The following is a 12,700-nucleotide window of genomic DNA, read 5'->3' on the forward strand; positions in this document are numbered from 1 at the left end:
GTTCCTGTTCGACAGGGACACCCGCCCTATACCCGCAAGGAACCCCCAATGGCTCGTTCAGCCCTTCTCAATGTCATGGTTCAGTCCGCCATCAAGGCCGGCAAGTCATTGTCTCGCGATTTCGGCGAAGTGCAGAACCTCCAGGTATCGGTAAAGGGGCCGGGTGATTTCGTTTCGCAGGCGGATATGAAGGCCGAAAAGATCGTCCATGACGAGCTGATGAAATCGCGCCCCACCTATGGTTTCCTCGGCGAAGAGGGCGAAGAGGAAAAGGGCACCGACGGCGCGCATCGCTGGATTGTCGATCCGCTCGATGGCACGACCAACTTCCTGCACGGCATTCCGCAGTTTGCCGTCTCCATCGCGCTGGAGCGCAATGGCGAAGTGGTGGCCGGCGTGATCTTCAACCCGGCAACCGATGAGCTGTTTACCGCTGAAAAGGGCGGCGGCGCATTTCTGAACGATCGCCGCATCCGCGTTGGCGCCCGCCGCGTGCTGTCCGATTGCGTCATCGGCTGCGGCGTGCCGAATCTCGGCCGCGGCAACCACGGCAAGTTCCTGGTGGAACTGCGCCATGTGATGGGCGAAGTGGCCGGCGTTCGCCGCTTCGGTGCGCCCTCGCTCGATCTTGCCTATGTGGCGGCCGGTCGTCTCGATGGTTTCTGGGAAGTCGGCCTTGCCCCCTGGGACATGGCAGCCGGCCTTATCCTCATTCGCGAAGCCGGCGGCTTCATCAGCGATTTCAAGGGCGGCAACGATATGATGGACGAGGGAAGCGTGGTGGCCGGCAACGAGCTGATCCAGAAGCAGCTTCTCGAGGTCAGCAACCGCCCGGTGCCGACCCGCTGATCGCGTATTCATCCGTTACAGGGTGAATGAAAGATGAAAGCCGTGGGCATTGCGTCGATTTCCGAGTGCCCATCACTTCAATTCGTCTCATTTTTGCACTAGCTTCCGCCGCGTTGTAATGCGGAGAGGTTGCGTGCACCATGGCGAATGAGACCCTCGGGGATGTGAACGGTTCGGAATTGGCACCCCGCTCACAGGGCTACAAGCTTTCAAACCCGGTGCCGTTTCTTTGGACCATGATGATCTTCCTGATCATCATTGGCTTCATTGTGGCCATCCTCTACCGGCAGGCCCATACGGCCTTCATGACCAATCCGGGCCTGAACGGCCTGATCCTCGGCGTTCTCGCCATCGGCGTGATCCTGATCTTCGTGCAGGTCGCGAGCCTTATTCCGGAAGTGCGCTGGTTCAACTCGTTCCGCGCCGCCGGAAGCGCCGACCGCGTCGGGCGCGATCCGCGGCTTCTGGCGCCGATGCGCTCGCTTCTCGGGCGAAGCCAGCGGCTGGCGCTTTCCACCAACATGCTGCGCTCCATCCTTGATTCGATCGGAACCCGGCTCGACGAATCACGCGATATCTCGCGTTATCTGATTGGACTTCTCGTCTTTCTTGGCCTGCTCGGCACTTTCTGGGGCTTGATCGGCACGATTGGCTCGATCAGCGAGGTCATCCAGAGCCTCGATCCCAGCTCCGGCAACAATAACGACATCCTGACGGCGCTGAAAAGCGGGCTGACAGCACCGCTTTCCGGCATGGGCACGGCGTTTTCCTCCTCGCTGCTCGGCCTCTCCGGTTCGCTGATTCTCGGTTTTCTCGATCTGCAGGCCGGCCGCGCCCAGAACCGGTTTTACACGGAACTGGAAAACTGGCTGTCATCGGTCACCGAAGTCGGTGGCGAACTGCCGGTTACCGGCGTGCCCGCCGCCGATGGCTCGGCCGAAGAGCTGCGTCGCGTTGCGGACCAGTTGCGCAAACTGATCGCTGCACAGTCCAAGACCGAAACGGCCCAGAACGAACGGTCGCTCGCCGCCATGAACAGCCTTGCCGAGGGCATTCAGGGTCTCGTCAAGAACATGCGCAACGAACAGCAGATGCTGCGCGACTGGATCGAGGCGCAGCAGGAAGAATCAAAAGCCATGCGCCGCACGCTCGACCGCCTGTCCGACAAGATCGGGGGGAAATAAGCGATGGCCCTTGGCCGCAACCGCCGGCGGGAACGCGGCGTCGATTACTGGCCCGGTTTCGTCGATGCCCTGTCGACGCTGCTTCTGGCCATCATGTTCCTGCTCACGGTGTTCGTGCTGGCGCAGTTCATTCTCGGCCGCGAGATTTCCGGTCGCGATACGGTGCTAAACCAGTTGAACAGCCAGATCGCGGAACTCACCCAGCTTCTGGCGCTGGAAAAAAGCGGCAAGCAGGATGTCGAGGATACGCTCGCCAACCTGCAGGCCTCGCTGTCGCAATCGGAAAGCGAACGCTCGCGTCTCCAGGCGCTTCTGGAACGTGGTGCCGGCTCCAGCGATGCCGCCAATGCCCGCGTTGGTGCGCTCACCGACCAGCTTTCCAAGGAACAGCAGGCCAGCGCCCGCGCCATGAGCCAGGTGGAATTGCTCAACCAGCAGATCGCCGCGCTGCGGGCCCAGATCGCCGCTGTGGAGCAGGCTCTGCAGGCGTCTGAGGCCAAGGACCAGTCGTCGCAGGCGCGTATCTCCGATCTCGGTCGGCGCCTCAACGTAGCCCTTGCCCAGCGGGTGCAGGAACTGAACCGCTACCGGTCCGATTTCTTCGGCCGCCTGCGCGAAATCCTCTCCGACCGGCAGAATATCCGCATCGTCGGAGATCGTTTCGTTTTCCAGTCGGAAGTGCTGTTTCCTGTCGGCGGCGCCGATCTGGATGATGCCGGCCGCGCCGAAATGGATAAGCTCGCCACGGCGATCCTCGAACTTGCGCAGGAAATCCCGCCTGAGATCAACTGGGTGCTGCGCGTCGACGGACATACGGACAACGCGCCTCTGTCAGGCTCCGGCCGTTACCGAGACAACTGGGAGCTTTCGTCTGCCCGCGCGACTTCGGTGGTCAAGTATCTGATTTCCAAAGGTGTTGCTGCCAACCGGCTGGTCGCCGCAGGTTTTGGTGAATACCAGCCGATTGCAGAGGGTGATACGCCTGATGTCCGTTCCCAGAACCGGCGTATCGAGCTGAAGCTGACGGAGCGGTAATCCGCTCCGTCTCTTTGCACGATCAAGGACAGATCAATCCATCTGCACGTTGGCGTTTTTCACCACGGGCGTCCATTTGGCGATTTCGACCTTCACATGCGTGGCAAGCTCTTCCGGAGAGGAGGCGACGATGGTGGCGCTGAAGTCCTTCATGCGTTCCGCCACGGCAGGATCGGCCATCGCCGCCTTGGCGGCGGCATTCAGCCGGGCAACGATCGCCTGCGGCGTCTTGGCCGGAGCAAAGAGCGCGTTCCACGTATAGGTCTCGTAGCCGGGAATGCCGGATTCAGCGATGGTCGGCACATCCGGGAAGGATGGCGCGCGCTGTGGCGTGGTGACGGCAAGAGCCCTCAGCGTGCCCGCCTTGATATGGCCGGAGGAGGAGGGAAGGTTGTCGAACATGATCGGCACCTGGTTGCCGATGACATCGTTCAGCGCCGGGCCGGAGCCCTTGTAGGGCACGTGCTGCATGCTGACGCCGGCCATGATCTTGAACAATTCGCCCGACAGATGCAGTGGCGTACCATTGCCGGATGAGGCATAGGCATATTTATCCGGATTGGCCTTCAACAGCGCCAGTAGTTCCGCCACCGTCTTTGCCGGCAATTGCGGATTGACCACCAGCACATTGGGCACGACGACAAGCAGCGAAACGGGGGAAAAGTCCGTTTCCGCGTCATAGGGCTTCTGCTTCAGGATCAGCGGATTGAGCGCGTGGGTGGCAACGGTGCCCATGAGGATCGTATAGCCATCAGCTTGCGCATTCGCGACGTTTCCGGCCCCCAGGCTGCCGCCGGCGCCGGCGACATTCTGCACGACGACCTGCTGGCCAAGATCCGTGGACATGCGCTGTGCGATGATGCGCGCCACGACATCGGTGGACCCGCCCGCCGCAAAGGGCACGACGAGGGTAATCACACGCTCGGGATATTCCGCGCGTGCAGAGCCGGCTGCCAGCAGCCCGGCGAAAACGGCGGCTGCGGCGATGGATTTAAACAGTGACATGGAAACTCCTCCCAGAGATGACGACATGCTGTCATCTCACAATGAAGGTAAAACGCGCTGCGCACAACGTCCCGGTGCAGGGACGCGCAGAATGTCTGTTTCGGTCGGTCCGGGGGCCGTGCCGACCCCCGTCATCGAGCCATGGTCTTATTGTGCGGCGATAAAACCTTCCATGCCGGCATCGAATTGCAGCCGGGCAAGGCTTGCATAAAGCCCGCCACGGGCCACTAGCTGGCTGTGGGTGCCTTCCTCGACAATGCGCCCGCCGTCCATCACCAGAATGCGGTCGGCCTTCAGCACGGTTGCCAGGCGGTGGGCGATGACGATGGTGGTGCGGTCCTGCATCAACCCGTCGAGCGCCTTCTGCACCAGCGTTTCGCTTTCGGCATCGAGTGCGGAGGTCGCCTCATCAAGGAGCAGAACCGGTGCATCCTTGAGGATCGCGCGGGCAATGGCGATGCGCTGGCGCTGGCCGCCGGAGAGCGTCACGCCGCGTTCACCGGTCATGGTGTCATAACCGTTGTCGAGGCGGGTGATGAACTCGTCTGCCTGCGCGGCAATGGCGGCCTCACGCACTGCCTCGCGGCTGGCATTCGGCAGGCCAAACGCGATGTTGTCGTGGATCGTGGCGGCAAAGATGGTGACATCCTGCGGTACGATGGCAAGGCGGGCGCGCAGATCGGCAAGTTTTGCCTGGCGAAGGTCGACGCCATCAAGCCGGATTGCGCCGCCCGTCGGGTCGTAGAACCGCATGAGGAGCGACAGAACCGTGCTTTTGCCGGCGCCGGACGGGCCGACGATGGCAACCGTTTCGCCGGCGCGAACCCTGAAGGACAGATGTTCCAGCGTTACGCCGTTCACGCGAGACGGATAGGTAAAGGAGAGGTCGTCGAAGTCCACCTCGCCGCGCACCGGCATCGGCAGGCTGACGGGGTTTGCCGGATCGCGGATCGCCGGTTCCTCGCGCAGCAGTTCGGTCAGCCGTTCGGCAGCACCACCGGCTTGCGAAAGCTCGCCCCAGACTTCCGACAGCTGGCCGAGAGAGCTTGCGGCAATCACCGAATAGAGCACGAACTGGCCAAGCGTGCCGGCGCTCATCGTGCCGGCAAGCACGCTCTGAGCGCCATACCAGAGAACGCCGACAATGCTGCCGAAGATGAGGAGAATGGCAAAACCCGTCAGCAGCGCGCGGGAGCGTATAGCCGAGCGGGCGGCCTGATAGGCCTGTTCGACAGCGCTCTCATAGCGGGCAGAGGAGGCCTTTTCAGCGCCGAAGGCCTGCACGGTGCGGGTTGCGGCAATGGTTTCGGAGGCAAAGGCCGAGGTTGCGGCGAGCGTATCCTGTGCGGCGCGCGAGCGGCCCCGGACGGAGCGGCCAAAACCGACCAGCGGAAACACGATGAGCGGAATAGCGCCCAGCACCAGCGCCGACAGTTTTGGGCTGGTAAGGATCATCATGCCCATGGCGCCGAGACAGAGAATGGTGTTGCGCAGCGCCTGCGAGGCAGCCGATCCGAAGGCGGATTTGATCTGCGTCGTATCCGCCGTCAGCCGCGAGACGATCTCGCCGGACTGGTTGACGTCGAAGAAGGACGGCGACAAAGCCGTGACGCGCGAAAACACCTCGTTGCGCAGATCCGCCACCACGCGCTCGCCGATGGTGATGACATAATAATAGCGCATGGCGCTGGAGATCGCGAGCAGCGCCGCAAGCCCCAGCAGCATGCCGAAATAGCTGTTGATGAAGGTGCCGTCGGAGGCTGCAAAACCGTGGTCGATCATGCGCCGCACGGCAAGCGGCAAAGCAAGCGTGGTCGCGGCCGCAAGCGTCAGGAAGGCGCAGGCCGCCAGCACCATCGGCTTGTAACGGAGCACGTATGGGGCGAGCCGCAGAAGAGGTTGCGGCGAACGGCGTTTCTTGTCGGTGGTGGTCTGACTATCGCTCACGATGGCCCCGTATTTTGGCCCGTTAACTCTCGGGCGCGGGTACTTGTGCTTTTGGAGACCTTCCTGTATAGGCTCCGCATCGAATTGGGAAGCCGTGGCCGGATCGGTCTACGGCTTCATTTATGGGATAGGGTCTCTCGCTGCAATTGCGACATATAGACCCCGCACACAGGAAGAGTGTCATGAAGGCCAACATCCATCCGGAATACCACAAGATCAAGGTCGTCATGACTGACGGCGAAGAATACGAAACGTTCTCCACGTGGGGTTCGGAAGGTCAGGTCATGAACCTCGAAATCGATTCGAAGTCGCACCCGGCCTGGACCGGCGGCAACCAGCAGCTGATGGACCGCGGTGGCCGCGTTTCCAAGTTCAACAAGCGCTTCGGCGGCCTCGGCCTCTGATCCTCTCATCGGGCCTTGTCCCGGTGCGGTTGACGTGATGTATTTGAAACCGTCCGGGGACAGTTCTTCGGGCGGTTTTTCACGTTTTATCCCTCACTCTTCTGTGGCTGTCTTCACCGGCAGCCGGCTTTTTCGTGTTTCGAGGTTCTGATGTTGCCCTTTTCCCGTCTTGTTGCATGCGCCTTCCTGTCCGCCGGTCTTCTCTCCGCCGGCACATCCTCTGCTATCAGCGGTCAGGCGCGGTTTCTCATGGATGCTCAGACGGGAAAGGTGCTTGAATCGGATCACGCCGACGAGCTGAACTATCCGGCCTCGCTCACCAAGATGATGACGCTTTACCTCACCTTCGAGGCCCTGCATCAGGGCCGTCTCGCCTGGGATCAGAAGGTGGTGATGTCGGAAAACGCCAATAACAAGGAGCCGTTCAAGTTTGCCGTCGGCGCCGGCCGCACGATTACCGTGCGCGAGGCGGTGCTGGGCATGGTGGTGCTCTCGGCCAATGATGCGGCCGTCCTGATGGGCGAAACGCTCGGTGGCTCCGAGGCAGGCTTTGGCGTGCTGATGACGCAGAAGGCACATCAGCTGGGCATGTCGAAAACCGTGTTCCGCAATCCGGCCGGCCTTCCGGATCCCGAGCAGGTGACGACGGCGGAAGACATGGCCAAGCTCGGACTGGCGCTGATGCGCGATTATCCGGAAGAGTTCAAGCTGTTCTCCAACCGCACCATCACCTTTCGCGGCATGAAGCTGCGCGGCCATAACGGCGTGTTGAACGCCTATCCCGGCGCAAGCGGCATCAAGACGGGTTATACGGATGCCTCCGGTTATAACCTCGTCACGTCAGTGGACCGCGCTGGCCATCATCTGGTTGGCGTCGTGCTGGGCGGCAAGAGCGCGCATGAGCGCGATGCGGACATGATGGCGATGATGGACCGGCACCTGCCGGCCGTTCTTCCGGCGGCTCCGGTTGCCACCAAGGCGCCGTCCAACAAGACGGTGGCGGTCGATACGACAAAACCGAAGACCTGAGAGGGGAGGGCAGCGTCCCTCTAACCTTTGATCGGCAGAATCAAAAAAAGCGGGCCAAACCCGCTTCAGTTTGTTGACAAACCTGTCTCCCACCGCGACGTCATCCTCGGCCTTGTGCCGAGGATCTACTAAGATCCAATAAAATCAACGTTTGTAGATGCTCGGGACAGGCCCGAGCATGACGGAAGCAAGCTGAAAGCCCTTCGTGAGCAGTATGAAGGGGCAAAGCCCGCTTTTTTCGTCTGTCGTGTAGGTCCGGCGATGGATCAGCTGGTGAACGCGGTGCGCAACAGATCGAGCTGGGCGCGGACGCTGTTTTCGTTGTCGGGAACGATCGTGTCGTTCGGACGGTAGATTTCGCGGTCGAGCAGGGCGACGCGGTTCTGAAGACGCAGCGAGCGTTCGACGAGATCGCGGAAGGATTCCGGCAGGTCACCCCAGCCCGGTGCCATGCGGTCGACGTTGAAGCCGTCGAGGCGCACCTTGCTCTTTTCCGACAGAACCTGGTCATGGCTCATTTCGCCATTGTTGACGGCGCGCTGCAGGAGCAGCCACGATGCCATCTGCATCAGGCGGGTCGTCAGGCGCATCGACTCGGCAGCGTAAAGAACTGTGGCAAGGCGCGGTAGCACTTTTGAAGCAGCGCGGCCGGGGCCATCGAGATAGGCCGCGGTTTCTTCCACCAGCGACATGCCCTCGGCATACAGAGCTTTGAACTGCGACGAGTTAGCGGCGCGGCCTGCGAAACTGACGGTATTCAATACCTGTTCTGACATCGAGATTATCCTGCTAACGCATTCACTTGTTCAGGCAATGACGGAAGCGGGCAAAAAGTTCCGCGCCCCGTCGTTCATGCCGTGAAGATGATACCACTAGCCGAAATCCGCAAGCCAATTCTTAAGGAAGGGTTAATTCCCACAGTTTACACAGGCTCACAAAAAAAAGAGCCGCAAAAGCGGCTCTCAAGGTAAAACAGGGAGAAATCAGACCAATTCACCGACTGGAGAAACCGTCTGCGTCCGGCAGAACCGAACATGCCGATCATCAACGAAAATGCTTAATATACATTTAAACTTCGCTCTGGTTGAACGTCCGCGGTAACACTTCCCGCGAGTGGCATTCACTTGCGAAACAGGTCTTCGGCGGCCTTCAGCCCGGTTTCCTTCGCAGCCCTTGCTGTCTTCAGACGTTCGATTTCCGCGTGAAGAAGGGCCACCCGCTCATCCAGTTCCTGAACCGACAGCCGCGAAAGGTCCGAGCCGATCTCGTGTTTCGAGGGCTTTTTGGGGCGGTCGTCGTCAAACAGGCTCATGCAAAACCTCGCGTCAGCGCCAGAACTCCGGAATGGTCTCTGAAAGCCGCGGCCCGATGCGCAGCGGCGCGATCTTTTCCGCAAGGCCCGTCGTATCGGATATCTCGACGCCGACACCGCAGATGGTCGCCGGTCCGCTTGCCGCCTCGAAACGGCCCTTTGGCATTTTCGAGATGAAGCGGTTGAGCGGTTCTTCCTTTTCCATGCCAAGCGAGGAATCGTAGTCGCCGCACATGCCGGCATCCGACATATAGGCGGTGCCGCCATTCAGGATCTGGTGGTCGGCGGTCGGCACATGGGTGTGTGTGCCCACCACGAAGCTTGCGCGGCCATCGACGAAATGGCCGAAACACTGCTTTTCGCTGGTCGCTTCCGCGTGGAAATCGAAGATGATTGCATCGGCCTGTTCCTTCAGCGGGCAGGCGGCGAGGATCGCTTCGGCGCTCTTGAAGGGGTCGTCCAGTTCCGGATGCATGAAGACGCGGCCCATGACGTTTGCCACCAGCACGCGCGCGCCGTTTCGCGCATAAAAGATACCGGAGCCGCGGCCGGGCGTGCCGGCGGGATAGTTGGCCGGGCGCAAGAACTGGTCGTGGCGGCCGGCAAAGCTGACGGCTTCCTTCTGGTCCCAGACGTGGTTGCCGGTGGTGACGACGTCTGCGCCGGAATTCACGGTTTCCAGAAAGATGTCCTCGGTAATGCCAAAGCCGCCGGCGGCATTTTCACCGTTGACGATGACAAAATCGAGTTTGAGGTCGGAGACGAGGCCGGGCAGGCGATCCCATACGGCCGTGCGGCCCGTCTTGCCTACCATGTCACCGAGAAAAAGAAGTCGCATGCCGATCCGATCAAGTGTTGAAACGCCGAAGGCCGCTTTCGGTCAAAACCGCGTGCAGCCGGACGTCATGAGGTTCTGCCGGCACAGATGCCACTTCCTGACAATCGAAGGCAATGCCGATGAGGCGGGGATTTAAGCCTTTTCTGTGCAAACGATCGATGGCGCGGTCGTAATAACCGCCTCCATAACCAATCCGCTGGCCCGTGGCGTCAAAGGCAGCGAGCGGCACCAGCATCAGGTCGGGATCGAGCACGGCTGCCTCCGGCCCCGGCCCATAGGTGCCAAAGCCCATGGACACCAGTTCGGCACCGGGCACCAGCTCCCGAAACACGATGGTCTGCTTGTCGAGAATGACGGGAAGTGTGATGCGGGCGCCTGTCTGTCTGAGCGCCGAGAGGAGCGGGCGGATATCGGCCTCGGAGCGGATCGGCAGAAAGCCGGAGACGACGAAAAATGGCGTCTCGGCGCGAAACGCTGCCTCGCCGTGGTCTGCAATGGACAGGCTTTTTTCGATGCGCTCGGCTTCGGCAAGGGCATCGCGTGCAAGAAGCCGCTCCTTGCGCAGCACAACCTTTTCCTGGACCTTATCCGTCATGCGTCGGCCAGCTTGCGCACCAGAAGCTTGTCGATACGCCTTCCGTCGAGGTCGATCACCTCGAAGGACCAGCCGTTCCAGACAAAACTTTCGCCGAGCTGCGGCAGGTGCTTCAACTCATCAATCACAAAGCCGGCGACGGTCTCGTAATCGGGGTCATCCTTCATGGGAAAGCCCATCTGGTGGGCAAACTCGTCAACCGGCATCCAGCCGGCCACGAGATAGGAACCGTCCTCGCGCAGCACGACGGCCGGCTCATCGACATTGTCTTCCTCAAAGACGCCGGTAATGGCTTCCAGAATGTCGCCGGAGGTGACGATGCCTTCGAAATGACCGTATTCGTCATAAACCAGCACCATCTGTGCAGACGTGCGGCGCAGGCCCTGGATTACGTCGATGGCGCCGGTGAGGTCGGACACGACGGGGGCCTCGCGCATGCGATTGCGGATGTCGAGGTCGACCCCCTGCACGATCGCTTCATAGGCATCTTTCACGAACAGGACGCCCAAAATTTCGTCGGACGAGCCGTTGCGCACGGGAAGGCGCGAGCGCGGTGTGTTGCGCAACTGTTCGCGGATTTCGGACAGATCGTCCTCGATGTCGATCACCTCGACGTCGCGGCGCGGGGTCATCAGGCCGCGGGCGGTGCGGTCGGCAAGCCGCATGACGCCTGATATCATCGCGGATTCCTCCGATTCGATCACGCCGGCGCTATGGGCTTCGGCAAGCACGCTGCGGATTTCCTCGTCTGTCACCCGGTCGTTCGATTGGCCCTGCTGGCCGAGAAGCTTCAGAACCGCGCGGCCGGACGCATCCAGCAGCCAGACGAGGGGAAGCGAGATCTTTGACAGGACCACCATGGCGGGCGCCACGCGGGCTGCGACATTTTCCGGGGCGCGAAGCGCAATCTGCTTGGGCACCAGCTCGCCGACGATTAGCGACAGATAGGTGATGGCAACAACCACCGTGCCGACGCCAAGGCCATCGGACAGGGCCGGCGACAGCCCCTGTTCCTGTAGCCAGCCGGCCAGACGTGCACCCAGCGTTGCACCCGAAAAGGCGCCGGAGAGCACGCCGACCAGCGTGATGCCGATCTGCACGGTGGAGAGGAAGCGGCCGGGGTTTTCCGCAAGGCGCATGGCCATGGTGGCGCTTTTATTGCCCTGTTCGGCCATCATTTTCAAACGGATGGTGCGCGAAGAGACAACCGCCAGTTCCGACATGGCAAGAACGCCGTTCAGAATGGTAAGGCAGACGACAATCAGAATTTCGGTAAACAAGAGACACTCTTCGGTTATCGCCAGGGATCTTGGCCGCACAATACACGGCGATCCCGGATCGGCACGCTAACCGGCCAATCCTGCCGGCCGAAACCCGCACAAAAATCTTGCGGAGTGGCAGGCTGACGTTGCGGCAATCTTAGCGGCGCAGCCTTTGCATTGCAACAGGATCAGCCGGGATTGGCCGCCAGTTCAAGGCTGAGTTCGGCGCGTGTGCCGACGGCGCAGGGCACATAACGGATGGCAGAACCCAGCGTGGTGGCCATGGAGCGCACGATGCGGCTGCCAAGACCGGTGCCCTTCGGGCTCGATCCTTCCTCCAGCCCGACGCCATCGTCTTCGACGGCCAGCAGCGCCTCGTTTTCGCCCTGGCGTGTGAGCGTTACCCGCACTTCGCCCTCGACACCTGCCGGATAGGCATATTTGATGGCATTGGTCAGAAGTTCAGTAACAATCATGCCGACGGAAACGGCGCGGTCCGAGGTGAGCGAGACGGGCTCCGCCGAGAGCCGGATCGATGGCCCCTGGCTTTCCACATTGACGGAGCTTTGCACCTCCTGCACCAGCGTGCCGAGATATTTGTCCATCTCCACATGGCGCACGTCGTCGGACGTGTAGAGGCTGCGATGCATGCCGGCGATGGCGGAAATGCGCGCCTGCGTTTCCGACAGCGCCTCGCGCACCGTCTCGTCGCGGCTGTTGGTGGCCTGCAGGCGGATGAGGGCGGCAACCAGCGCCAGACTGTTGGCCACGCGATGGTTGACCTCTGCCAAGAGAACCTCGGCGCGCTCCTTGCCCAGGCGTATTTCCTGTTCGGCGCGCTCTTTTGCGCGGCGAAGCTCGGCAGTGGCAATCGCATGCGTCAGCGCGCTGTCCATCAGCGACCAGAATTCGTCGCCGACGGTCTTGATCACATAGTCCGAGGCGCCGCTCTTTAAGGCATCGACGGCAATCGTCGCTTCGCTGGAGCCGGTGACATAGATCGTCGGCACCGTGATCCCGCGGTTGTGGAAGGTTCGGAGAATATCGAGGCCGGTCTCCGTGCGCAGATAATGGTCGAGCACGACGGCATCGAATTTCTCCGCGCCCAGCGCTGCAAGGCAGCTTTCCCCGTCGAGGACATGGCTAACAGAGTAGCCGACGCGACCGAGAGACCGTTGCGCGAGACGCCCGAGCGCCACGTCGTCGTCAACATAAAGGATGGTCTTCTGCGGCATCGGCT

General features: G+C 61.3%; 13 protein-coding genes. 5 read left to right on the forward strand and 8 right to left on the reverse strand.

Annotated features, from left to right (window positions below):
* Nucleotides 1-48 precede the first annotated feature (48 nt).
* From AC4CWH_RS01855 to AC4CWH_RS01865, 3 genes are all read left to right on the forward strand, one after another.
* Entirely contained in the window at nt 49-849 is an 801-nt protein-coding gene (locus AC4CWH_RS01855; protein ID WP_491283933.1) for an inositol monophosphatase family protein, read from the forward strand.
* Nucleotides 850-989: 140 nt separating this feature from the next.
* Nucleotides 990-2,033 (forward strand): flagellar motor protein MotA, encoded by a 1,044-nt coding sequence (locus AC4CWH_RS01860; RefSeq protein WP_491320147.1) that lies wholly within the window; start codon nt 990-992, stop codon nt 2,031-2,033.
* A 3-nt stretch (nt 2,034-2,036) separates the two neighbouring features.
* Nucleotides 2,037-3,068: a peptidoglycan -binding protein gene (locus AC4CWH_RS01865; RefSeq protein ID WP_491320148.1), complete on the forward strand. Its 1,032-nt coding sequence runs from the start codon at nt 2,037-2,039 to the stop codon at nt 3,066-3,068.
* Between the two features lie 33 nt (nt 3,069-3,101).
* Here the strand turns inward: AC4CWH_RS01865 and AC4CWH_RS01870 are convergent, their stop codons facing one another.
* Both AC4CWH_RS01870 and AC4CWH_RS01875 read right to left on the reverse strand, forming a co-directional pair.
* Entirely contained in the window at nt 3,102-4,073 is a 972-nt protein-coding gene (locus AC4CWH_RS01870; protein WP_491320149.1) for a Bug family tripartite tricarboxylate transporter substrate binding protein, read from the reverse strand.
* A gap of 147 nt (nt 4,074-4,220) precedes the next feature.
* Nucleotides 4,221-6,020: an ABC transporter transmembrane domain-containing protein gene (locus AC4CWH_RS01875; RefSeq protein WP_491320150.1), complete on the reverse strand. Its 1,800-nt coding sequence runs from the start codon at nt 6,018-6,020 to the stop codon at nt 4,221-4,223.
* Nucleotides 6,021-6,202: 182 nt separating this feature from the next.
* Here AC4CWH_RS01875 and rpmE point away from each other — a divergent pair, with 182 nt between their 5' ends.
* Both rpmE and AC4CWH_RS01885 read left to right on the forward strand, forming a co-directional pair.
* Nucleotides 6,203-6,424, forward strand: a complete 222-nt coding sequence (gene rpmE / locus AC4CWH_RS01880) for a 50S ribosomal protein L31 (protein WP_491283938.1) — start codon at nt 6,203-6,205, stop codon at nt 6,422-6,424.
* A 150-nt stretch (nt 6,425-6,574) separates the two neighbouring features.
* Complete coding sequence (locus AC4CWH_RS01885) at nt 6,575-7,453, forward strand: D-alanyl-D-alanine carboxypeptidase family protein (protein WP_491320151.1); 879 nt, start codon at nt 6,575-6,577, stop codon at nt 7,451-7,453.
* 266 nt (nt 7,454-7,719) lie between these two features.
* On the opposite strand, the gene rcdA is transcribed toward AC4CWH_RS01885, so the two are convergent.
* The 6 genes from rcdA to AC4CWH_RS01915 form a co-directional block, all read right to left on the reverse strand.
* Nucleotides 7,720-8,229, reverse strand: a complete 510-nt coding sequence (gene rcdA / locus AC4CWH_RS01890) for a protease adaptor protein RcdA (protein WP_491283940.1) — start codon at nt 8,227-8,229, stop codon at nt 7,720-7,722.
* Between the two features lie 344 nt (nt 8,230-8,573).
* Nucleotides 8,574-8,765: a DUF1192 domain-containing protein gene (locus AC4CWH_RS01895; RefSeq protein ID WP_491320152.1), complete on the reverse strand. Its 192-nt coding sequence runs from the start codon at nt 8,763-8,765 to the stop codon at nt 8,574-8,576.
* 13 nt (nt 8,766-8,778) lie between these two features.
* On the reverse strand, nt 8,779-9,603 hold the full coding sequence (locus AC4CWH_RS01900) for a TIGR00282 family metallophosphoesterase (protein ID WP_491320153.1): 825 nt from the start codon (nt 9,601-9,603) through the stop codon (nt 8,779-8,781).
* Between the two features lie 10 nt (nt 9,604-9,613).
* Nucleotides 9,614-10,198 (reverse strand): 5-formyltetrahydrofolate cyclo-ligase, encoded by a 585-nt coding sequence (locus AC4CWH_RS01905; RefSeq protein WP_491320154.1) that lies wholly within the window; start codon nt 10,196-10,198, stop codon nt 9,614-9,616.
* Nucleotides 10,195-11,463, reverse strand: coding sequence for a hemolysin family protein (locus AC4CWH_RS01910; protein WP_491321330.1), 1,269 nt, complete (start codon nt 11,461-11,463; stop codon nt 10,195-10,197). The genes AC4CWH_RS01905 and AC4CWH_RS01910 overlap by 4 nt, the downstream gene beginning before the upstream one ends.
* A gap of 185 nt (nt 11,464-11,648) precedes the next feature.
* The gene (locus AC4CWH_RS01915) at nt 11,649-12,695 is read right to left on the reverse strand and encodes a histidine kinase dimerization/phosphoacceptor domain -containing protein (RefSeq protein ID WP_491320155.1); all 1,047 of its coding nucleotides are present in this window, start codon (nt 12,693-12,695) and stop codon (nt 11,649-11,651) included.
* Nucleotides 12,696-12,700: the final 5 nt, after the last annotated feature.

It is taken from the genome of Neorhizobium sp. PAMB6716 (genome assembly GCF_058242805.1).